Source organism: Neobacillus niacini, assembly GCF_030817595.1.
In the GTDB taxonomy this organism is placed as follows: Bacteria; Bacillota; Bacilli; order Bacillales; family Cytobacillaceae; genus Neobacillus; species Neobacillus niacini_G.
In genome coordinates, this window is the sequence record NZ_JAUSZN010000001.1 from 2,100,321 (window position 1) to 2,125,040 (window position 24,720).

General features: G+C 35.6%; 18 protein-coding genes. 2 read left to right on the forward strand and 16 right to left on the reverse strand.

Features of this window, described 5'->3' with window-relative positions; genetic code table 11:
• Window positions 1-90: 90 nt before the first annotated feature.
• From QFZ31_RS10355 to QFZ31_RS10415, 13 genes are all read right to left on the reverse strand, one after another.
• Window positions 91-2,604: a GH39 family glycosyl hydrolase gene (locus tag QFZ31_RS10355; protein ID WP_307302901.1), complete on the reverse strand. Its 2,514-nt coding sequence runs from the start codon at window positions 2,602-2,604 to the stop codon at window positions 91-93.
• A 391-nt stretch (window positions 2,605-2,995) separates the two neighbouring features.
• Window positions 2,996-3,397, reverse strand: a complete 402-nt coding sequence (locus QFZ31_RS10360) for a DUF6379 domain-containing protein (RefSeq protein ID WP_307302902.1) — start codon at window positions 3,395-3,397, stop codon at window positions 2,996-2,998.
• A 12-nt stretch (window positions 3,398-3,409) separates the two neighbouring features.
• Complete coding sequence (locus QFZ31_RS10365; protein WP_307302903.1) at window positions 3,410-4,303, reverse strand: sugar phosphate isomerase/epimerase family protein; 894 nt, start codon at window positions 4,301-4,303, stop codon at window positions 3,410-3,412.
• A 426-nt stretch (window positions 4,304-4,729) separates the two neighbouring features.
• Window positions 4,730-5,695, reverse strand: coding sequence for an ROK family glucokinase (locus QFZ31_RS10370; protein WP_307302904.1), 966 nt, complete (start codon window positions 5,693-5,695; stop codon window positions 4,730-4,732).
• A 56-nt stretch (window positions 5,696-5,751) separates the two neighbouring features.
• Window positions 5,752-6,723: a sugar phosphate isomerase/epimerase family protein gene (locus tag QFZ31_RS10375; protein ID WP_307302905.1), complete on the reverse strand. Its 972-nt coding sequence runs from the start codon at window positions 6,721-6,723 to the stop codon at window positions 5,752-5,754.
• Between the two features lie 21 nt (window positions 6,724-6,744).
• Complete coding sequence (locus tag QFZ31_RS10380) at window positions 6,745-7,185, reverse strand: DUF6379 domain-containing protein (RefSeq protein WP_307302906.1); 441 nt, start codon at window positions 7,183-7,185, stop codon at window positions 6,745-6,747.
• A gap of 12 nt (window positions 7,186-7,197) precedes the next feature.
• Complete coding sequence (locus tag QFZ31_RS10385) at window positions 7,198-8,325, reverse strand: Gfo/Idh/MocA family protein (protein ID WP_307302907.1); 1,128 nt, start codon at window positions 8,323-8,325, stop codon at window positions 7,198-7,200.
• 63 nt (window positions 8,326-8,388) lie between these two features.
• The gene (locus QFZ31_RS10390) at window positions 8,389-9,294 is read right to left on the reverse strand and encodes a sugar phosphate isomerase/epimerase family protein (RefSeq protein ID WP_307302908.1); all 906 of its coding nucleotides are present in this window, start codon (window positions 9,292-9,294) and stop codon (window positions 8,389-8,391) included.
• A 259-nt stretch (window positions 9,295-9,553) separates the two neighbouring features.
• Entirely contained in the window at window positions 9,554-12,229 is a 2,676-nt protein-coding gene (locus QFZ31_RS10395) for a sugar-binding domain-containing protein (protein WP_307302909.1), read from the reverse strand.
• A 72-nt stretch (window positions 12,230-12,301) separates the two neighbouring features.
• The gene (locus QFZ31_RS10400; RefSeq protein ID WP_307302910.1) at window positions 12,302-13,693 is read right to left on the reverse strand and encodes an MFS transporter; all 1,392 of its coding nucleotides are present in this window, start codon (window positions 13,691-13,693) and stop codon (window positions 12,302-12,304) included.
• 374 nt (window positions 13,694-14,067) lie between these two features.
• Entirely contained in the window at window positions 14,068-16,296 is a 2,229-nt protein-coding gene (bglX, locus tag QFZ31_RS10405; RefSeq protein ID WP_307302911.1) for a beta-glucosidase BglX, read from the reverse strand.
• 95 nt (window positions 16,297-16,391) lie between these two features.
• The gene (locus tag QFZ31_RS10410; protein WP_307302912.1) at window positions 16,392-17,486 is read right to left on the reverse strand and encodes a Gfo/Idh/MocA family protein; all 1,095 of its coding nucleotides are present in this window, start codon (window positions 17,484-17,486) and stop codon (window positions 16,392-16,394) included.
• A gap of 22 nt (window positions 17,487-17,508) precedes the next feature.
• The gene (locus QFZ31_RS10415; RefSeq protein WP_307302913.1) at window positions 17,509-18,297 is read right to left on the reverse strand and encodes a sugar phosphate isomerase/epimerase family protein; all 789 of its coding nucleotides are present in this window, start codon (window positions 18,295-18,297) and stop codon (window positions 17,509-17,511) included.
• 355 nt (window positions 18,298-18,652) lie between these two features.
• On the opposite strand from QFZ31_RS10415, the gene QFZ31_RS10420 reads away from it, so the two are divergent.
• Both QFZ31_RS10420 and QFZ31_RS10425 read left to right on the forward strand, forming a co-directional pair.
• The gene (locus QFZ31_RS10420) at window positions 18,653-19,672 is read left to right on the forward strand and encodes a sugar phosphate isomerase/epimerase family protein (protein ID WP_307302914.1); all 1,020 of its coding nucleotides are present in this window, start codon (window positions 18,653-18,655) and stop codon (window positions 19,670-19,672) included.
• A 1-nt stretch (window position 19,673) separates the two neighbouring features.
• Window positions 19,674-20,066 carry a DUF6379 domain-containing protein gene (locus QFZ31_RS10425; protein WP_307302915.1) on the forward strand — a complete coding sequence of 131 codons (393 nt, stop codon included), beginning with the start codon at window positions 19,674-19,676 and terminating at the stop codon, window positions 20,064-20,066.
• Between the two features lie 47 nt (window positions 20,067-20,113).
• On the opposite strand, the gene QFZ31_RS10430 is transcribed toward QFZ31_RS10425, so the two are convergent.
• From QFZ31_RS10430 to thrC, 3 genes are all read right to left on the reverse strand, one after another.
• Window positions 20,114-22,639 carry a GH39 family glycosyl hydrolase gene (locus tag QFZ31_RS10430; RefSeq protein WP_307302916.1) on the reverse strand — a complete coding sequence of 842 codons (2,526 nt, stop codon included), beginning with the start codon at window positions 22,637-22,639 and terminating at the stop codon, window positions 20,114-20,116.
• Window positions 22,640-22,838: 199 nt separating this feature from the next.
• The gene (locus tag QFZ31_RS10435; protein WP_307302917.1) at window positions 22,839-23,189 is read right to left on the reverse strand and encodes a hypothetical protein; all 351 of its coding nucleotides are present in this window, start codon (window positions 23,187-23,189) and stop codon (window positions 22,839-22,841) included.
• Window positions 23,190-23,297: 108 nt separating this feature from the next.
• On the reverse strand, window positions 23,298-24,701 hold the full coding sequence (thrC, locus tag QFZ31_RS10440) for a threonine synthase (protein ID WP_307302918.1): 1,404 nt from the start codon (window positions 24,699-24,701) through the stop codon (window positions 23,298-23,300).
• Window positions 24,702-24,720 lie beyond the last annotated feature (19 nt).

Sequence of the window (24,720 nt, forward strand, 5' to 3'; positions counted from 1 at the left end):
ACTAGTACTAATTATTGAAGGTCAGAATAACTGAAAAAAGTAGGATATGAATCTATTAACGAATTATCCTCTTTTTCAAATTAAAATAAATTATACTTCCCGAAATAACAAATTAAGTTCAAATAACCTCACTTCATGAGGTTGAAGCTCCCCCTTTAAAATAATAGAATGATTTTCAACGAGGGAATGCTCTATTTTCATATAAGGCATACAGATTTGCTTAAAATATTCCACTTCATCCGATTTTATGTCTTCTGCAGCACCAGCTTTTAACCATTCATCTAATACACTACCGTGATTACGATTCAGTTTTAGTTCTTTTATGCGATATTTTCCATTGGCAATACCTTGTAGTTCTAATGAAAGGTTTAAAGGCTCATTGTCTTCAAAAAAGTCATATTGCTCGTCAATTCCAGTACTTCCTTCAGGATGTAGGTAATAAGAGTAATTGAAATTTTTATAATTAAAGCACAATACTTGGTAGCGATCACCTGTTTTTTTGGTAACAATATAATTTTTTCCCTTTGCTACTAAAATCTCACCTAATTGTTTTAACAGAACAAATGCAAGGTAACTCGGTTTTTTTATGCCGTTTTTTGTCATCAGACCTGCGCCGCCATGCAGGAGATTTTTAGAATCTCTAAAATCACTAAAAATGTCTGAGCACAACCAATACCCCAACATATTAACTTGATTTATATTGATATTTTCAATAATATTTTTTACCAGGTAAGAGGATTTGAAGCTGCTATCATTTAGATAGTTTCGATTTGAAATGCTGATGTTCCATTCGGTAACATTTATTTCTAAACCATCATACCCAGTTTTCTTTAAAGATTTCCTTACGTCTTTCAGTTTATTTTGTACATAAAGCGGATCTGTTGAGTGCAGATTTTTAATAGGGACTCGATATTTCTCCCGATCTATTTCAATTGGATATAGATAAATAGAAAGAAAGTCCGGCTGAATTTCTTCCTGTTTCCATTGTTCTAATAACAAATCCAGTTTGTAACCTTCTAAGTTCATGTTTAGCCCACATCCACCAACCTTCGCTCCAGGTACATGCTCTTGCGTAATCCTTTTAAAATCACTAAAAATTTTAAAATAATCTCGAAATTGATTATCCTTAATTTTCGCTAAGACATCATTTTCTTCCTGGGATTTAAAGTTAAATATGGCTGTATGTGGTCGCCACATTTCAAAATACCAGGTCTCGACTTCTTCAATTCCATAGCGCTCGATACATTGTAACAGAAATGCCTTTACAAGGTTTTGCCATTGCTCTAGTGTCGTTTCCTTTGTCGTTTGGACTACAAGAGTTTCACCTATGGCTTTTTGAATAATTTTTGGTTTAGGACCTATTTCAATAAAGGGTTTTAAATTATTTTTAATTAGAAAATCCAATAGTTTGTTTGCATTTGAAAAATTGTAAGTGATGGTTCCCTCAGAGCGGTCTTCTAAAAGCATATCATCACCAAACAAGCCCCAAAATCTAGCGTAGGTAAACCCAATTTCCTTTTGCATGAGGGTTATTTGTTCTTGCATATCTGAATTTAATAAATCTCTTGCATATCCAATATTAAGTAACCGATTCCAATACTTTACAAAAGCATCCAATTTTCCAATTTTTACGATTTCAAAATCTTTAGGACTTGTTGTTCTAGGGACCGCTTGAACACTTTTATCCTCATTACTTTTAAGATACTGGCGCAGCTGGGTAAGTGTTTCATTTTTTTCCAGATCACTAATATCATTATAAGCGACTTCTTCTTTATCTAAGATTACTCTCATTTGTTTTCTGTATTCAACTGGTTTCAATTGATAACTTTCATTAAAAACTCTGTTAAATGACGCTATGTTTGGAAATCCATTATCTAATGCAATACGTGTAATTGGTTTGTTAGAATTCACCAATTCATAAACTGCATGTTCCAAACGAATCTCATTTAAGTATTGAGAATAGGTTTTTCCGGTTTGTTTTTTAAAAAACTTAGACAAATATGGAATAGAAAGATAATGGATCCTAGCAACTTCCTCTAAAGATAAAGCCTCTTGATAATTACTTTGTATATAATCGATTATTTCTGTCAATCTATCATTTTGACCTTTAAACGTCGTGTCTATTTGCAGTTGTTTTCGATTATTCATATAATTAATTCTAAGAATTGAAATTAATTTATAAGTTTTTTCTAATATTTCTACTTGTGAGAAGTTGTTTACATCCATATATACTGTTATAAGCTTCTCAATAGCAGTTCTTAACTTTTGGTCAGATATACTAACATTCTCAATTGAATTACAAGAGAATAATAATCTTTTTTGAGTTAACAAGGAACTTAACTCAAAGTAATTAAAATGGAATACGACAAATAAATTATCTTCATCAGACTGGAAAGAATGTAATTCATTAGAATTCACTAATACAAAATCTGAACTTTTCATTTGAAAGAAATTATTATTAACTTTAACCTGTAAATTACCCTTAATCATATAAATCATTTCTATTTCTCTATGGGCATGTTCCAAGCTACTCTTGTTGTTCATTACTGTAAAGGTTATTAACTTTGAATCTAAAGAAGATTGGAATGTATGCGTACCACCCAATTCTATCCCCTCCATAAAAAAAACATAAAAAATATACTAATTTTAAATATATCATAGGTCGACATTTTCTCCTAATATTTATCATAAAAAAAGGACCCATCTAATAATCCATCTGGGGTCCATAAAACTTTTATTTAGTTTTAATTTTTAATTGGAGTGAGTCGTGCACTTTCTACTTCTGCTCCATCATTCTTTGATACTTTTTCCTAATTCCCGGATCGGATGCTATTATTTTATGAAAATATTTTTGTAGCTGCGCCAGTGAGTGAAATTAATTATTTATTAGTCCAAGCATAATTCATAACTTTATTATTGGACGTATTACCTGTGATATATTATCATCAATATTTTTAGAATAATTTTTTATAAATAGTTATGGCACTAGGAAAAGTCAAACCAAAATTAGTGTTCTCTTATGGGTTCCACCAAGAACAGTATCCACTACTGGAGGAAAATATGAGCAGCTATAAGTAAAACTAACCTCAATTTCGTGGCTTCCTGATTCCAAGCCACCCTCCCTAGCAACAGTTAGAGTAGCAGGTTCTAAAAGCCCCCAGTGAACATCCCCGAGATTTGCCATTTCCGCTTGTGTATAAGTAACATCATTAATGGTCCAGGTGATCTGGTCCCCCGAAAACGATTCTCCGTCTACTGTAACCGTGGCAGGGCGCAACTGTGATAGCCACAGACCTCTATAATATAGGGATCTGATATTAACCTGAAAGCCAATAATTTTTTCATCTCTTTCTACATTTCTAAATCCTCTCGATTGAATACAAGGTTTTTCTAACATATCGTTTCTCTCCTATTCTCCTAATATTCTTTTCATCATCACGTGATGTTTACGAACCTGTTCAACAGCATAACCGGTTACATCTTTCTTTGGTCCTTCATACTCACTTACCATATATCCATCCCAATTATGTTCTACCAGTGTATTAATAATCTTTTCATATGGAATAGTCATCTCTTGGAAATCTTCTGACATCTTCACAAATTTTGCATGACAGCAATATACATATGGGAGAAGAGGGATAATATCTTCTACCAGACTGTGTTCACTTTCAGGCAATATAAACGCATCTGGTCCCCATTCACTTGCTGGCAAGGTTTGCGTCGTAAATACACCAAAATCAATATTAAGTCCAAAATACTTTGTTCCAGTCTGTTCGATAAACTCCACATATTCATCCACCATCTTAGATTTTAGAAGCGTAGGTGCATGAATCTCCGGGCACATTCTCACATTATACTTTTCTGCCATTGGGAGGGCCATTTTAATAAAATCTTTCCAATTTTCTACTGGAGTAAGGTCGTCATCTATTACTCCTAATTTTGTCCGAAGAACTGTAAATCCAAGTCTGTTGGCCAGTTTGAAATCGCGAACCAACATCTCATACGATTCCTCAGGTGTAAGTTGCCTTCCCTGATATAGACGTGAATCTACCCAATGTCCATATTCCACCGGCACAATATCATATTTATTTATCAACCGATCCCAATTTTCTAGCCATTCATCACTAGGGTTAGGATAGCCTTCAATATGTGAGTTTGCTAAGATTTCTAAACCCCTTGCCCCCAAATCATGCATTTCTGCAAACATATCTTCCAAACTCATTGTAACTCCAAATTCACCAGCATAGCTGTATAGAGAAACCCCTCGTTTTGGTTTCTCGTAATTCTCCACTCGATTCGTCATAATGGTTTTCTCTCCTTATTTATTTTTTAATTTTGATCCCGATTACATTTTTATTTTAACGGTTTGTTTCACTTTATCCCTTCTTTTTATTATCTTAATAGATATCGATTTTGCTTTCTTTTCGATTCATTTTCTGTTTATAAATAAAAATAGGATAAAAATTATTGATAATTTTTATCCTAAGAATATTTCTATCTTAAAAAATGTAAACTAATAACCTTGGGAACTAATGATTTGGGCAACAAGTTACCCGAATTAACCGGAACGGTAACTGTCATTTTCTACCTAAAAGGTAAAAAATATCGTTTATTTTCATACTCCGCCTATTTTGACCTTTACCTAATTTTTAAATATAGTACCAAAATTAATTATTATGACCAAAAAGAAGCCAACCTCTTTTTAGTTAAAGGTTGGCTTCTTGAATTTTTAGTTCTTGCTTGATTGTTTAACCAATGATGCAGCACCTATAACGCCTGCATCATTACCTAACTGTGCAAGTTTCAACTTTGTACTAGTTCTTACGGTTGGGAAGGCAAACTTATGGAAGTATTCTTCCACCCCTGTTAACAGCATTTCTCCTGCTGCTGATACTCCCCCGCCAATCACAATAGTTTCAGGATTTAACATGTTCCCAATATTGCCACAAGCAAGTCCTAAGTAATAGTAAAATTTATCAACAACGATTAACGCTAATTTATCTCCACGTTTGGCATGATCAAACACGGTCTTTGCTGTTACTTCTTGTCCATCGTCAATTAACCATTTCAATTCAGATTCCCCAGAAAATTTTTCAGAAAAATCCCTAGCCAAACGAACAACACCTGTTGCACTAGCTACCGTCTCCAAACAGCCTTTATTTCCACAAGTACACTGATAACCCTCTGTATCTACAATAATATGGCCAATTTCTCCGCCTGCTCCTACCTTGCCGTGAATCAGATTTCCATCTGCAATAATTCCGCCGCCAACACCTGTTCCAAGTGTAACAAAGACCACATCCGCACCATTTTCACCGGCACCCTTCCAGCGCTCGCCTAATGCTGCAACGTTTGCATCATTATCGATACAAAACGGAATACCTGTCCCAGCTTCAATTAATTCTTTTACTGGCTGCAAAGTAGTCCAATTTAAATTAAAGGCACCAATAACAGTCCCTTTTTCACGGTCTACTGTTCCAGGAGAACCCATTCCAATTCCTAGGAAATCATCAGCTGACAGTCCATATAAGCTTAGACGATGGTTAATCGATTCAATAATGTTTGGAACAATGTTCTTCCCAGCATCTTGAATATCAGTCTCAATACTCCACTTTTGTTGGACTTCTCCTTCTTCCGTCAAAATGGCAAACTTTACAGTCGTGCCGCCTAAATCAATCCCAATTAATTTTTTCACTTTTTTCCCACCCTTGGCAAAGAATACAGGTGAATTTCACCTGTATTCTCATAAAATTATAGTCCTAGTATTTTTTTTTGCATTTCTAAATGACGTTTTGTCATAACTTCAGCTCTGCCAGATAGATGATCTTCATATTCTGAGACAATATATCCATCAAAATCAGAGTTTTGGATAATCGGTAGAATATCCTGATATGGAATACTCGCTTCCTCAAGGTTCTCATCAATATAATGGAATTTTCCATGGAAGTGGATATTGTATGGCATGATTTTCTTTAATCCTTCCAAATCAGGCTGATTATAGAATGTCACAAATCCATACATTCCTTGGAGAGCACCCATTACAGGACCATTAGCTCCAGCTTCAATCAGCCGCTGTCTTGCTTCCTCTCTTGACACACCATCATAACGGAGTTGTGCGGCCATTTCTAGCAATTCAAGTGGTGCTCCATTCGCTAGAGCCTCATCCCAATGAGGTTTATTTGGACGAGTCGCGAAAGTTCCAAAGTCTGTTACAATTCCAAGATATTTTGATCCAGTTTTTTCAATCACTTCCACATATTTTTGAATATTAGGAGATGATGGTGTCTCAGGATTATGAAGTTCAACCCCAACCTTAATACCATAAGCTTCAGCATAAGGCGCTAATTTACCAAATGCTGTCGGCGATAAAAGGTACTGGGCACGCATGATCTTACATCCCAATTTATTGGCCGTTTTCAAATCAATAATGGCCGATTGCAGCAATTCGTCTTCCGTCAAATCGCGATCGGATCTTACCCCACGGTCCGCATTGGCTCCGTAAGAAACAAATTCAATCCCATAATGATCTGTCATTGCTTTGAATTCATTTAATACTTTGTCACTAGCATATGGATAAGAAGGCAGCATTTGGGTTCCTACCAATTCAAATCCTTCTGCTCCATATTCAGCAGCAGTACGAATACAATCTTCTAATGTAAATTTACCTTTTATATATTCATCTGTAAAGCTATATAAAGAAATTCCTAATTTAATATTCCCCACTTAGACGTAACCTCCTCTCTCTTAATCTCTAACAGATAATGTTTTACTTCCACAAGAATCTAATTTAGCATAGTCGTGCTCTTTTTTGCTTCCAGGAACCGCCATATATGGGATGCGCAGCATCATTTTCACATCTATGTGATGTTCTCCTTCTGTTAAACCGCCTGGTGCAAACACTTTAATCGTAGCTGGTTCTATTAAATTCCAAAACTCTGAAATAAGACTTGGTAATTGCCTTAAGGTAAACTCTTTTTCATTAAGACAAAACGTGATATCATCTGAATTTACTTCATTACCATCAACGGCAACAACAAACTCTTCAATACAAGATATGAAATGTCCACGGTAGTTACTCAAACGAATTTGGAATTCATATCCTAGCTTTTTCCCATTCACATATGTGTTTACTAGACTATCATCACAAACAACATCGACGAATGGCAACCTCATACTAAATGCCATGATTGCACCCTCCTATTTGCTTAAAACAGTCTCGTCTTCAACCACAATTTCCTTGCCTGTTTCTGCAGATTTATAAACCGCATCTAAAATTTTCGTTACAACAAATGCTTGTTCTGGTTTTACAAGTGGTTCTCTATCATATAAAACAGCCTCTAACCATTGCTTTGCTTCTAGTACTTCTGGTTTATTCGATCCGCCTTCAAAGAAAGCAATCGCACCGCCTGCAGAGTTTTTCTCTTCTGTTAACATCCCATTACGTGCAGTATTATAAACTAACTCATTCGTACGGAAGCTCATACCTGAATTGATTTGTGCTCCAGCCTTAGTTCCGCAAAGAGTAGTAGCCGCCTCTCTGGATTCTAAAACGTTTAGTGCCCAAGAAGATTCAAGGAAAATCGTCGCTCCATTTTCCATTTTGATATAACCAAACGCAGAGTCTTCTACTTCATAAGTTTCTGGATCCCATGGTCCAAACATATTGCCTTCAACAGCTTCTGGTAGATTACCTAATTTATTGAAAACAGAACCTGTTACAGAAACTGGTTTGTAATTATCCATCATCCATAAAGTAATATCAAGAGCGTGCGTACCGATATCGATTAATGGACCGCCGCCTTGTTGGGATTTATCAGGAAATACTCCCCAAGTTGGGACGGCACGGCGGCGAAGCGCATGTGCTTTGGCAAAATAAATATCGCCAAGCTCGTCCTTTTCACATGATTTATGAAGAGATTGTACTTCTGGACGGAAGCGGTTTTGATAACCAATTGTGAATTTCTTGCCTGACTTTTTCCAAGCATCAATCATTTTTTGAGCCGCTTCAGTAGTGTGAGCCATTGGTTTTTCACACATTACATGCTTACCCGCTTCAAATGCAGCAACAGTAATTGGGCTATGGCTTACATTCGGAGTTAAAACGTGTACAAGATCAATGGATTCATCCTTCAATAGCTCACGATAGTCTGCGTAAACTTTAGCATCAGGTGTTCCAAATTCTTTCGCTGCTTTTTCAGCACGCTCAATGACGATATCACAAAATGCAACGATTTCACTAATTTCTTTAAATTGTGCTAATGCTGGAAAGTGCTTTTGATTTGCAATACCACCGCAGCCAATAATACCAATCTTTAATTTACCCATAATTTTCATTCTCCTTTTTCTTCATTAATAATTGATTTTTAGTTTTATATTTTAATAATCTATTCAAGCAAAAAACTGACTCAAATAGTTTTTACTAATTTTAATAGAGTCTTTTTTAGATTTAAGTGAATCTTCGAATGCCTTGTCCTCTACTTCTATGACGGCATATCCACGGTAACCAATATCTGTTAAGGCAGATACATATTGTCCCCAATTTACATCCCCTAGACCTGGTAATTTAGGCGAGATGTATTCAAGCGGTGTTGCCATGATTCCCACATCATTTAAACGATCCTTGTACACCTTAATATCTTTGAGGTGGATGTGGAGAATCCGCTCTTGGAACTCATATAGTGGCTTAATATAATCCATTTGCTGCCAAACGAAATGAGAAGGATCAAAATTCAATCCAAAATTCTTATTAGGAATTAATTCAAACACGCGACGGAAGATGGCTGGTGTTGTCATTAGGTTTTGTCCGCCTGGCCACTCATCTTTAGTAAATAGCATCGGGCAGTTTTCAATTGCAATTTTTACTCCAAGTTCTTCAGCGTATTCAACAATTGGCTTCCACACAGTAGTCATAATCGCCAAATTTTCTTCTATCGTTTTCTTTTGGTCTCTTCCGATAAAGGTTGTTACCATGTTAATATCAAGCTTATTAGCTGCCTCAATACATTTTTTAATATGGGCTACATAGTAGTCACTTTTTTCTGGATCCACATCTAGAGCATTGGGATAGTAAGCAATAGCAGAAATTTTGATTCCTTTTGCTTCGCTATAGTTTTTGATGTAATCCACATCTAAGTTATCAACATCAATGTGGGTGACACCCGCATATTTTCGAGCTGCTTTACCTTGCGGCCATGCACAAATCTCCACACATGAAAATTCGTTTTCAGCTGCATAGTCAATTACTTCTTCAAAGCTGCATTCACTCAAAATTGCGCTGTTAAATCCAAGTTTCATTGTGTCTGTTCCTCCTCCTATGTTGTTTCTATTAAGTTTTATACATTGATTCCGCTTACATTTATATCTTAACCTCTTTTTAAACTTGTTCCCTTTCTTTAATTAACCTTTTCAGGTATAGATTTTCGTCTTTTTTGTGTAATTCTTTTTTAAAAAATAAAAATAGGTTAAATATTATATTGTTATTTTTAATCTGTTAATAAGGTTGGGTAATTAATAGAAAAAAGGTGCGATACTTTTTGTATCACACCTCATTTATCTATAAAGAAAGAGTTATTTTTCCAAACATACCTGTAGGATCAATAGGGTCGTGCCAAACAATAAATGGTGGTTCTGGGTGATTGAAACGATCTCGATCTAATGTTGTGGCAACTTCCACACGAATGGTATTAGTACCTTTCTTTAAATAGCTGTCCACCTCAAAAACATAAGGCGGGCACACTTTCATCCCTACATATTCATCATTGATCCATATTTCTACTGCTTCATAAATATTCTCAAAAGTTAATATCCCTTGTTTTGTTACTTCTTCTAGTTCAAACGTCTTTTCGTACTTAATGATCCCAGTGAAGGTTGGATATTCTTTGGAAATCGGTACTAATTCTTTCATTTGATTTACATCGCCGAAATTTGGGTATTCAATATTCTTTACTAAAGAATATTTCCAATCTGTTGATAGATCAATTGTTTTTACACAATCAGAGAGCTTCATAGAAACCGGATGATAATCTCTAAACCCACTTGCTTGTTCTTCATCACTAATAAACACTACACAAGATTCATAAGGCTTCAGTTCTAAATAAATAATCGCTTTTCCGTTTTCTTTTCTTACTGGCAGATTTTCAAATGTATTTTCTAGCCCGTTATAGACAATAGCAAACTCTTCATTGTTTAATTCAATTTCACCACTAAATGTCTCTTGTGCAGATTCATTCTGAAACATATATATATTATTTTCTTTCATATAATGATAATAAGTTAAATCCTTAAAAGGTGTCTTTACATGAACATCAAATATCCCTTGTGCCTTAAGATTAGCAGCCAACTCAGTTAAAGCAACCACTTTACATTTTTCAATAACTCCCAAAAGTTCTAATGCTTCCTGACCATCTACTAGATTCGAAATCCCTTCAGGTCTTCTGTCTACAAAAATAATCTCCAAGCCTTCCGCTTTCTTAATAAAAGCAGCCAACTCTTTCGTAATATATTGACTGTAAGGAATCACTAAACACTTAAATTCTTCACCATTAATGTGTAAAGCGTTATTCTCTACATTTCCGTTAAAAGTACCTAGGTCACTTAAGATATCAATCGGAACAAAATCAAAATCAATTTGATTTTCAGTCAATAATCTGGCTGGTTTTTGCATTTTCATATATTCCCCGGTCCATTCACTTTCACCGTGGTATAAAACAGCTACAGGAGCAACATGAGTACCGTTATTAAAAATATGACATAAGCGATTGGCATAATGCATGAGATGCGCAAAATGCTTAAACTGTGGATTATGTCCTCTTGCATAAAAATGCGGAGGGCAATCGAAGTCAGGGTACTCTCTCATGGAAAAGGCATGAGGAACCAAATAATTGATACCTCTGACAATTAAGTGGTCCAAAATATACTTCATATCCCTTACCCCAAGCTTCCAGCCATAAGCACCAAAGAGTTCACACATTGTCCTTCCTTTTTTCTTAGGATCTAAGTGTCCAAAAGAAGAACCGAGCTTACCTAAAGTATAATGATAGAATTCTCCATCTCCTTTGAAGACTCCCCTTCTCTCTAAACCTGCACCACCAAAAATTACCTGACCGCCAATCACGTCAATTCCCGACATATGCTGACCAGACAAAGCTCGGAAGAAATGCCCCGCCCCGCTTCCTAATCGGCTATGCTGATCATTATCCTCAATAACGTGGCCAATATATTCAACATTGTGTTTTTCACACCATTTTCCTAGTTGATTACTAAAGTTCTTCTGATATAACCGAGTAACGATATCCATATAGGTATATCGAGTATGGACACATTGATTCATTTCCTCAGAACTGGCCCATAAATAAGGCAGGTACACTCTCCAATTCTCCCCATGAGCGTCTAAAAGCATATTTTTTGTTTCTTCACTCCACGGCAATGGCATATCTTTTCTTCCGATCGTTTCATTAAAGTCAAATCCATTTACATTACCGAAAGCTGGCTCATCAGAAAAGAACCCGGCAAAAGTCTTTCCAAATTCATCCTTATAACGTTCAAAATGTGGTTCGTATACTGCTTCAAGCTGGGTGCTGACAGACTCTTCGTCGATCATATTAATGTATTTCGGGTTACCGCCATCTGTTTTCGTTTCATAAATCACAAAAAGTCTCCATGGTCCTTCTGGCAAAGTGCATGTTAAGAAATCTCCCTCAACACTGTCAGTCAAATCGAGTAACTCTTCATAGATAATTCCTTCATTTACTAACTTAGCTGCTACTACACTAATTAACTTATTGTTTTTTTGTTCTTCTTTGTCGATCGGTTTACCGATATCAAGCCAAGAACTCTTTGGTTTTAACATTGGGGGAATATGTACCGTAACCTCGTTTTGTGCCCCTAATATATCAAGAGTATTATAGTTAATAAAGGTTTTCTTTCGGTTCGGATATTTCTTTTCAATTAACCCATTCGCATAACCGGTTGGAAAATGGGCATCATCTAACACCCAAACCTGCATGCCTCGCTGCTTAGCCTCTTCCATGACAATATCTAGGTCATGCCACCAGCCTGGTCCAGCAAAATCAGGATGCGGTCTAGCTTCTACACAAATACCTTTTATTCCACATTCATAAATTCTAGCAATTTCCTCTCTAATGACTGGTTCTTCTTCCCCTCTCATCCATAGGAAAGGGAGAATATAATTTTCGTTGTTAAGAATAAAGGTATCTAAAGTATTAATCATGATGAAACCTCCAATAAATAATAGCTTAATAAGCTGCACATTTTGTGCAGCTTATTAGCTTGAGCGATTAATTTAATATTGACTTTGTCTTTTTAATAATTCCTCTGTATTTTCCATAGCTCTTGCCTTAGAAATTTTATAAAAATACATTGGGATTGTTGATAGGATAAAGATAATACCAGGTGCTAGGTTTACTAACACGTTAATTCCGTTCACAACTTCAGGGGTTTGTTCAGCGTTAGCTACGTAACCAATTGCCCCTAGAATAGCAGCAGCTGCAGCTCCAACGATAGCGCTTGCAATTTTAGTTGAAAGACTTGTTACGGAATAAATAGCACCATCAGCTCGAATACCCGTTTTTACTTGGTGTTCATCAATACAGTCACCAACCATACTAAAAACCATTGGGCTGGCGAAACCAATTGGTAAACTTGCAATAATCGTCCATACAATAATCATAGAGATACTAGTTGCAGGCGTAAAGTACATGGCGATAAAAGCTAACCCAGTAATGGTGGTACCCAGAATCATGATCGTTTTCTTTTCCATAAACTTCGCAAAGAAAGGAAGAATTATAGCCCCAACAGCCCCACAGACTGATAATAAAGTAAATAGAACTGCGATTAAATCTGGACGATGCAATACATAGATACAGTAGTATGTTAATGTACCAATTCGTCCAAATAATCCAACTAACACGGTGAAAAGATTTGCTAAGATAAACATTAAAGGTTTATTCGAACTCACAGCTTTCAATGAATCTTTGATGGTTGGTCTTTCCTCTTTAACAGGTTCAATAACTTCCTTACAGTTTCTAAAAGTTAAGTATAAAAGTGGGGCAGAGACTACTGATAATACAATCGCTGCATAGAAGAACCCGTTTTGTTGGTTTCCGTTACCTAATAATGTGATCAAAGGCATTACAGCAGCACCAGTTAAAATACCTGCAAACTGTCCAAACACTCCTCTAAAAGAGTTTAAATTTGTTCTCTCATTTGTATCTCTAGTCATAACGGTTGCTAATGCACCGTAAGGGACACTAACCATTGAATGAACAGTACCTAATAGTAAATAAGTGATTCCAGCATAAATGATTTTGCCTGTCATTGGCAGGTCCGGGGTGTAAAAGGTCATAATATTTAGCGCACAAAGTGCAAGTGCACCGTAAAGGACATATGGTCTAAAACGTCCGTGTTTGCTTTTAGTTCGTTCCATGACTAGTCCAAGTATTGGATCTACGAAACAATCCCAAACCCTAGCAACTAGTAAAATGATAGCAGCCACACCACCTGCAATACCGAAAACATCCGTATAAAAGAATAATAAATAGGATGATGCTAAACTCCAAACAACGCTAGCTGAAAACTCTCCAAAACCATAACTTAACTTGGTCATAAAACTTAGCTTTTCAGTATTCTGAGGTGCAACTATATCATTTGTTTGCTGAACCACTGCATTTGCCATAATTCTCCTCCTATTTTTAAGTATTGACCCCAACATGTGTATTTCCTTATTTACAGTAGCTACTGTTACCATTATATTATCTGACCCTTCATGCAAACGCCTTCATATTATTAAACATATAACTCTCATATTTTAACCTCTTTCAAAATTAAAGGGCTTTCATTTATAATAGGTTAAAAATTAAACTGTTATTTTTAATCTACTGTTCCAATATTCGGAAATTTCTAAGTAATTTTAGTTAATTTGACTCTTTTCTAGCATTTTATCATATTATTAACTAGCTTAACTGAAAATTAGTAGTCAAAAAAATAGCAACCATTAAAAAAAAATTAATGGTTGCGTCTATAATTAAACGATTTATTAAAAAAATATTATCAAACTAGTGAAAATTCTCCCTCTAGCCCTTCCTTCGAATTCGGGCCGACGTAAACTTTAAATAAACCAGGTTCAATAATGTAATCCATTGCTTCATTGAAGAAACCAAGATTCTTGATCTCAATCTCAAAACTAACGGTTTTTGTCTCCCCTGGCTGAAGTGCTACTTTTTTAAATCCTTTTAACTCTTTAACTGGTCTTACTCTACTAGCCACAGCATCAGTAATATAAAGCTGGACTATTTCTTCTCCAGCAAGGCCGCCTGAATTTATTACATCTATATTAACTGTAACTTTACCCTCTTTCGTAACTTCAGAAGAAGAAATAAGAAGATTTTCATATTCAAATGTAGTGTAACTTAAACCAAATCCAAAAGGATACAATGGCTGTGATGGACCATCTATATATTTTGAAGTGAATTTAATTTTACCTGCTGGTCTTCCAGTTTTAGGATGATTATAATAGATTGGCACTTGCCCAACAGAATATGGAAAAGTAGCTACTAGTTTACCACTTGGATTGTAATCACCAAACAAAACATCGGCTATTGCATTTCCGCTCTGGATTCCCAATTGCCAAGCTTCTACAATGGCGGATACGTTCTCAGCTGCCCAAGGAATCGTTAAGGGCCTTCCGTTAATGAGGACAACTACTACTGGTTTTCCTGTTTGATGCAACGCCTTTAATAAATCTTCCTGTCTACCAGGTAAGTTAAGATCCATACGGCTCGAAGCTTCGCCACTCATGTCGGCAGTCTCACCAACGACAGCAATGATCACATCAGATTCGTTTGCTAATTGTACCGCTGCCTCAAAGTCCATATTTTCATTACCGGTTACCTCACAGCCCTTTGCATATATGATTTCTGTATCCTTATCAACCGCAGATTGGATCCCTGACAGAACAGTAACTACCTCTTCAGGATTACCCGTTATCGCCCATGTACCCAACATTTCCTTTTGATTATCAGCTAAGGGACCAACAACAGCAATTTTCTTATGATTCTTCTTTAATGGCAGGATATTGTCTTCGTTCTTCAACAATACAATCGATCGTTGTGCCATCTCTCTAGCCACTTCCACATGTTCAGGAGCAAGCAAAGTTTTATCTTCCATTTCTCTATTCGTTCTATATGGATTATCAAATAGTCCTAAATGAAATTTCACACGTAAAACACGTCGCACTGCTTCATCCAATACTTCTACAGGTATATCACCATTTTTGATTTGTTCAGGTAAATCCTGTTGGTAAGTACCGTGACTCATATCCATCTCTAGCCCTGCCAATAATGCCTTCTTACTAGCTTCCTTCCGATCAACGGATTCCCCATGAACCACCACTTCTGCGATAGAATTAGCATCACTGACAACAAATCCTTTAAATCCTAACTGTTCTCTTAAAACATCTGTTAAAAGGTAGTTATTAACCGTACACGGGATACCGTTTAAATCATTAAAGGCACTCATGAATGTTCCAACACCCGCCTGGGCTGCTGCCTCAAAAGGTGGGAGGTAGACCTCATGAAGAGTTTGAAGTGACATATCTACAGTATTATAGTCGCGGCCGCCCACAGCTCCTCCATAGGCAGCAAAGTGCTTTGCACATGCAAGAACCCTTTGAGATTCGGATAAGTCTTCTCCTTGAAACCCTTTTACTCGCGCAGCTCCAATCATACTCCCCAAATAAGTATCTTCTCCTGCACCTTCTGCAATTCGTCCCCAACGCGGGTCTCTGGTGATATCTACCATCGGTGCATAGGTCCAATGAATCCCCGCAGCAGATGCCTCTTTAGCTGCAATTTCTGCCGTTTTCTCGATTAAATCCAAATCCCAACTACAAGCTTCTGCAAGCGGAATGGGAAAAATGGTTTTATACCCATGGATAACATCCAAGCCAAAAAGCATTGGAATTCCCAATCTAGATTCCTCTATGGCTATTTTTTGTAATTCATTAGAGATTTCTGCTCCTGTGACTCCACCCATTGAACCAAGGATACCTTCTCTAATTTTATCCTTATGATAATTCTTCTCCATTGCCTGAAATTCCTGATAAGAAATCTCACCTTCAACCAATTTTGTAATAATTTCCTCAAATGCACCATAAAGGGATGGAACAATTTGTGTTAATTGACCAACCTTCTCTTCTAAAGTCATTTTACCAATTAATTCATTTATTTTACATTCTTGATCTTCTACTATCATTTTATCCTGCATAGCCATTTCTACCATTACTAAAATCATCCCTCTCAACTTTTATATAAAAATACATAAAGTATCCTAATAGGTAGATTTTGTAAAAATCTATCTATAGGATACTTTTTTCCTCAAAACGATGAGGAGAGTCGTAGAATTTTATTTTTATCTTTTTCGAAAAAAACAGGCTCATTTTTACTTGCAGCTAGATAAAAATGATCAATAATATTCATCATATAAACCCCATGCTCTGCAGGAGCCATTAATGGATCACCTGATAAAATACTATTTGTAAAATGTTCAAATTCATTCTTTAATTTAATATTTGGGTTCAAAATAGGAGAAATATCTACACAGGTATCCAGCAGTTCAGAATGAATCTTTAACTCACCATTTATGAGAGAAACTCCACCTTTTGTTCCTAGTATTTCTACATACTGCTTGTCTTTTTCAATATTGGAGGCCCAGCTGAATTCAAAATTTACAGTTGCCCCATTTTTAAGACCAATAAAACCTATGGCAGAATCTTCAACATTAAAGATACCATTTGGATTTCCCTTATATCCATTTCGATTACGTGTAGTCGTTTGATCAAAATTATTATAAGTGGCTCCAGTCACATAGGAAGGTTCTGGCATACCCATTAGGTACATGGCTAAATCAAGATAGTGAACCCCCAAATCTATCATAACTCCGCCGCCAGCATAATCTTTATTGGTAAACCAAGTGCCTCTACCCGGTATCCCACTTCTTCTAATCCAGCCAGCCTTTGCCTGGTATATTTCACCTAGGTAGCCCGCATCAATATATTTCTTCAGGTAAACAGCTTCATTTGTAAAGCGGTTATTTAAGCCCAGAATTACCTTTTTCCCTGATTTATTTTTTGCTTCAACGATTTTTTTAGCTTCGATTGCATTTACTGCTAACGGTTTCTCACAATGAACATTTACTCCCTTTAAAAGAGCATAAATGGAAATTTCAGCGTGCAGGTAGTTTGGTGTACAAACACTTACAAGATCCAAATCTTCAGCATTAAGCATATCTTTATAATTACTATAAACTTTTTCAATCTTATATTTATCTGCTAATCTGTTAGCATTTTCAATATTCACATCACAGATGGAGACTAATTCAATATTAGCGAGATTCATATAATTATTTAAATGTTTTCTTTCCGCATTACTTCCAGCACCTATTAACCCATATCTTAATTTCCGATTATTCATGTCTTAACCTCTCCTTCATGCTCTAAAATGCAAGCTTCCTCATGTATTCGATTGTAAAATCGATTCCTTTTTCACCAAGTTCACCAGTCCAAACTGGTGAATGCGGTTCAATACTTAAGCCCCCGGTATAGCCTTTCACTCTTAATAATGAAATAAAGGTTTTCCAATCCGTTTGATCCAAACCTGCTGGCGGATCATCTACTCTTTGACCATTAATGATCATCGAACCTTTTAAATGCACATGGTTAAAACGTTCTCCCCAGTCCAAGGTTTCTTGTAAGTAATCCCCGCCAAAATAACGGCTGTGAGATGGGTCAAATTTAATTCCTAAGTCTTTTAAATGACCATGAACGATTTTCCAAACCTCAGGTGTATTGACATAGTTTACTTTTCGGCAGTTGTAAGTAGAGACTTTTACTCCTTTTGGTTTAGCATAATCAATAAGCAGGGAGAAAAAGTTTATTGCTGCTGTACAGTTTTCGTAAAAGGATAATTCTTCGACATAATTACATCCACTTACAAAATTGGTGCATCCCAATTCACTTGCAACATCTATTAATCGAAAGCACCTCTCTAATTCTTCTTCTATGACGTTTCCCTTTTCATCAATGCGTAAAGACTTCCATCTTCCTATAGAGGCAACTGCAACACCGTATTCATCTTTCCATCTTTTTAAATTTTCCCGATCGCGATAAAAGGCGTCTACATCTTGACCTTCATTCACACAGACTTCGATAAACTCTAGACCTTTCCGCTTTGCTTTTTGAAAACTTTCCTCTGTAGGTGTGGCAATAATTCCAAGCTGCATCATTTTTAATCCACTCTTTTCCTATTTATTATTGGTCTTCCAATCTATATAACAATTTATTTTTGAGTAACGCTTACAACCTTATTTTAATCAATTTGTTGATGCTCATCTCCTCACCTTTTAACCAATTTATTGTAGATTTTAATTCATTTTGTATACATAACAACGCCCAAATATAAAAGAGGATAAAAATTTAATTGTTTTTTTTAACCTCTATTTATAATTAAAGAAAAGAAACGAAAATCAGACGAAATTATATATCTATTAAGATAATTAACGAAAAGGAATGGAAGAGAACACAGGTTATGATACATATGTAAGCGACATCAAATAAGAAGAAATGAAGGGAGATTTTTTAATGAGCAAAATAAAAACATGCGTAAGTTTGTATAGTTTGCAGGATGAATACTTAAATAAGCGTATGAGCCTAGAGGATATCTTCAAATTTCTAGCAGAAAATTCAGTCGAAGGAATTGAAATCATTCCCGATCAGATGATGCAAAACGCACCCCATCCTTCGGAACAAACTTTAGCAGAATGGGATCGATTAGTATCTACCTATAAAATGAAGCCAGTCATTGCAGACGTCTTCTTAAACACAAACTTATATAAAAATCGTGAATTAACTAAAAAAGAGTGTGTTGATTTACTAATAGAAGAAATTAAACTTGCAAGTCGATTAGGGATTAAGTTGATTCGTTTGGTGTCAATGGTACCCGCTTTTGTTATTGAACCATTATTGCCATACGCTGAAAAATACAATGTTACCTTAGCGCTGGAAATTCATGCAGGATTGAGCTTCGATGTTAAGAAAACACAAGATTTCATTAAAGAAATGAAGAGACTAGATTCTCCTTATGTAGGTCTTGTCATTGATACAGGGATATTCTGCACCAGACTGCCAAGAGTTATGGCTGAATATTGTAAACACTTAGGAACACGCCAGGAAGTAACTGATTATATCAATCATATATTCGAGCAAGGAAAAGATCCTAGAAAAGTATATCTAGAACATAATGGATTTCCAACTGAATTGAAGCAACTATTAAAATCCGATGCCGATTACTTCTTTGCTCATATGGCTGATGGATATGAAAATGAACCTTTCAGTGTTTTAGATGAATATTTTCCATACATTAAACATTTCCACTTTAAGTTATTTGAAATGACAAAATCGGGAGAAGAATACTCCATTGATTATAAAGGAATTCTTCAATATTTATATGATAAAGGCTACGATGGTTATGTTTCTACAGAATATGAAGGAAACCGCTGGGTGCTTCCTGGACATCCAATGAAAGAAAAAGAACAGGTTTTAGCACATCAGTCACTTATTCGAAATGTAATCCAGGAATTAGAAGGCCAGGAGGTATATTAATATGTTTGATAATAATGTTTTCCTTGAAAATACTTGTAAAAATATAATAGAGGCAGGTAACGTGACTGGATTTGAATTGAAGACAAATATTACTTATTATCGGGGCATTCCGCTATCCATGGTCAATGATATTGGCGTTGAAGTAGATGGTGAGAAGGTTGCACGTGATAATATTGTGTGCTCAGTGGATGAAGTGGATTGGTTTACGTTAGATGAAATGGAAACCGTAACCTCCTATAAATGGGAATATGGAGAACCTTTAACAGTAAGAGTTCTCAAAGATGGTGGTTTATCCAACGGGAGTCATGAGATTGCTTTAGATGTAGTCGTGCGTACTGCCTATATACCTGTTCCTTTAGCAGGACGTAAAGTAAGGACAGTGGAAATAGCTTAATAAAATGATAGAGGGTAAAAATCGCATAACGATTTTTACCCTCTATTTTATCTCTCTCCAAATAGCAAATTAAGCTCAAACAAGCGCACTTCATGAGGTTGAAGTTCCCCTTTTAAAACAATGGAATGATTTTCAACAAGGGAATGCTCTACTTTCATATGAGGAACACAAATTTGCTTAAAATAATCCACTTCATCTGGTTTGATGTCATCCACCACACCGAATTTCAACCATTCATCTAATATACTGCCATGTTCGCGATTTAATTTTAGTTCTTTAACACGGTATTTCCCATTCGCAATACCTTGTATTTCCAATGAGAGATTCATAGGCTCATTATTTTCAAAAATTTCATATTGCTCGTGGATTCCTGTACTGCCCTCAGGATGCAGGTAATAAGAATAATTGAAATGTTTATAGTTAAAACATAACACTTGATAGCGATGGCCGGATTTTTTGGTAACAATATAATTGTCACCTCTTGCTACTAGTATCTCACCTAATTGCTTTAACAGGACAAATGCATGGTAACTCGGCTTTTTGATGCCATTTTTCGTCAACAGTCCCGCACCACCATGAAGAATGTTTTTCGAATCGCGAAAATCACTAAAAATATCAGAGCATAACCAGTATCCCATCATTTTCAATTGATTTTGATTCAAATTTTCAACAATATTCTTTACCATGTAGGCTGCTTTAAAACTGCTGTCATTAAGATAGTTACGATTCGATATGCTAATATTCCATTCAGTGACGTTAAGTTCTAAGTTTTCAAAGCCTGCTTTTTTCAAAGATTTTCTCACATCATTCAACTTGTTTAGCACATAGTGAGGATTAGTAGAATGTAAATTTTTAATTGGAACCCGATATTTATCACGATCTATTTCAATCGGATATAGATAAATAGAGAGAAAGTCAGGCTGAATTTCTTCCTTTTTCCATTGTTCAAGTAACAAATCCAGTTTGTCCCCTTCTAGATCCATACTTAAACCACATCCGCCAATCCTTGCTCCAGGAACCAGTTCTTGCGCTGTCCTTTTAAATTCACTAAATATTTTAAAGAACTCACTATATTTAGGCTCTTGGATTTGATTATTCTTAATTTTTGCTAAGAATTCTTTTTCTTCCTGTGTTTCACTGTTAAATTCATCCATAGGCCGCCACATTTCAAAGTACCAGCTCTCGACTTCTTCAATACCATAACGCTCGATACTTTGTAACAAAAATGCCTTCACAAGATTTTGCCATTCTGACAGTGTCCTTTCACTTATAGTTTGGACTACAAGTGTCTCACCAATGGCTTTTTGAATGATTTTTGGTTTCGGACCCATTTCAATGAAAGGTTTTAATTTATTCTTAATGAGGAAATCCAGCAATTTGTTTGCATTCGAAAAATTGTAAATGATGGATCCGCCAGAGCGGTCTTCTAGAAGCATATCATCACCAAACAATCCCCAAAATCTAGCGTAGGTAAAACCGATTTCCGATTGTAAAAGGGTAATTTGCTCTTGCATATCTGAATTCAATAAATCTTTTGCATACCCGATATTAAGCAATCTATTCCAATACTTTACAAAAGCATCCGTTTTTCCAACTTTTACAATTTCCGTTTCCGTATTACCTCCAGATTCAGAAATTAATTGAATACTTTTTTCCTCGGTACTTTTAAGATAATCGCGCAGCTCAGTTAGAGCTTCATCGTTTTCTAGATTGCTAATATCATTTGAAATGTCTTTTTCTTCCACTGTCGAACCTGTCATTTGTTTTCTGTATTCAACAGGTTTAATCTGATAGCTTTCATTAAACACTCTATTAAAAGAAGCTAAATTTGGAAATCCATTATCTAATGCAATTCTTGTAATTGGTTTGTCAGAGTTAACCAATTCGTTAACAGCATGTGCCAAACGAATTTCATTCAAGTATTGTGAAAATGTTTTTCCAGTTTGTTTTTTAAAAAATTTAGATAAATAAGGAATGGAGAGATAATGAATACTCGCTACTTCCTCTAACGATAATGGCTCTCGATAATTGCTTTGAATGTAATCAATGATATCTGTTAGTCGTTCATTTCGACCCTTATTAGACGTATTAAGCAGCATTTGATTTTGATTCTGTAAAAAATTCATTTTAAGAGTTGAAATGAATTTATAGGTTTTTTCTAAGAATTCCACTTGTGAAAAATGGTTTACCTTCATATAAACCGTTAGTAAATCCTCCATCACTGTTCTCAATTCTTGATTGGCTGAGTGATCGTGCTCGATTGAATTACAAATGAATAATAGATTTTTATGAGCTAGAAGTGAGCTTAATTCAAAGTAATTAAGATGGAAAACAATAAATAGATTCTCTTCATCAGACTGGAAAGAATGAAATTCATTAGAATTCACCAATACAAAATCAGAACTTTTCATTTGAAAGATTTTATTGTTAACTTTGACCTGTAAATTACCCTTTATCATATAGATCAATTCTATCTCTCTATGAGCATGTTCCAGATTACTTTTTTTGTGCATAACTGAAATTGTTACTAATTTCGAATCTATTGAAGATTGGAAAGTATGAGAACCAACCAATTCCATCCCCTCCATAAAAAACTGTACTTTTAAAGCTACTATTTTTTAATATAACATATTAACATTTTGAAATTCGACGAAATATTTAAATTTTCTTTAAATATCATGGTAATAAACAGTAGATTTGGTGCTATTTGTTTTAAAAAAATAAAATAGCCTAGTTCCTGAAGAACTAAGCTTCTTCTTAAAGATACGACACTTACTTATTTAAAAAAATCGTACCTATTACAATTAAAACAAGACCAATTATGGAATAAACGGAGATTTTCTGCTGTAAAAACAAAATAGATAAGAATGTAACAACCACTGCATATACCCCAGTTTGAAGACCACCAAGCATTACTGTATTTCCAAATAGTTTGCTTCCTTGAATGAAACCCCATGATAGGATAATGTTGCCTAAAAAAGAAAGAGGCAGAAAATAAACATTAAATCTAATGCTGTCTTTTAAAGTCGGTTGAAAAAAGTATGCTGATAAAATTGGAAGTAAGGAAAAAACAATAGCACCAAAAATAATTGCACCAAGTACAAGAAATTTCAGGACAAACACCTACTTTTACTCTTTTAGTGTTACTTTATCCAAAGTTGGACAGCATATTCTATGTTCTAAAAATGTAAAAAGGCACCCTCCTGTCCGGAGGGTGCGCAATTTTTGGATTTATTTTGTAGTAAAACTAAAAAGCTTTTCTAAATGACGAACAATTTCACCTTTATCAGCTTCAACAACTTCTACATATTGTGGTTTATTAAATAATTGATTTATTTGCTCAGGGAATGTCTGCTGGATCTGACAACGCTCAATGGATTCATTAAATTTTGCCGGATGAGCAGTTGATAATGTGACACAAATCTCACCAGGTTTATTACAGCTTTCGTATGCAGCTACCCCACAGGCAGTATGGGGGTCTAGTAAATAACTGGTTTCTGTATTGTACTTACTAATTGTTTGCAAGCATTCTTCCCCTTTAACACCGTGTGCTGCAAAATCCTGCTGCACCTTATGAAGCAGCTCGTCGCTTACAACAATTTTTCCTTCTGAATTGAATTTCTCCATTAAGTCCGACACGGCCTTTGGATCTTCTTCAAGCAAGTAATATAGATAGCGTTCAAAATTGCTTGCTACCTGGATATCCATCGAAGGGCTGAAAGTGCTGCGGAATTCACCGGGCTTGTACACTCCATCATGGATAAAATCTTCTAAAATATTATTTTCGTTAGTGGCAACGATAAGTTTCCCAACCGGCAGTCCCATTTTCTTTGCAAGATAACCAGCAAAGATATCGCCAAAATTTCCAGTCGGCACACTAAAGTTAATCGTCGTTAAATCAGTTTCCTTTTTTACCTGGAAATACGCATAGAAATAATAAACCGTCTGTGCCATGATTCGAACAAAGTTAATTGAATTGATCGCACGCATATGGTATTTGTTTTTAAAATCCACATCAGCGAACAATTCCTTGATGATTCTTTGACCATCATCAAATGTTCCTTTAATAGCAAGATTCAAAACACTTTTATCATCAACAGTGGTCATTTGTAATTCTTGTACCTTACTTACTTTGCCATGTGGGTGCAAAATACAAATGCGAATGCCTTCTTTTCCTCTGACACCCTCAATCGCTGAGGCGCCTGTATCCCCTGAAGTGGCACCGAGAATATGAATCGACTCCCCTGTCTTTTTGGATACATAGGAATACAAATTTCCTAAGAATTGAAGCGCAATATCTTTAAAAGCAAAGGTTGGGCCGTGGAAAAGTTCTAAAACATACATGTTATCCTTCAGCTTTTGAACAGGTGTAACCTCTGGGTGGCGGAAGGTCGCATAACTTTTCTCGATTAGTTCTTTCAAGTCATTGTCTGGAATTTCACCATCAACATAATAGGAAAAGATTTCGTATGCTAATTCCTGATACGTTAACTTAGACATTGCGTCTAATTTTCCTGCAGGAATTTGTGGAATTTTTTCCGGTACTAATAGTCCTCCATCATTTGCCAGCCCCATTAGGACTGTGTCGATAAAACCAATTTTACTTACGTTGCCGCGTGTACTAACAAAGTTCATAGCTGCCTCCAGTATATTA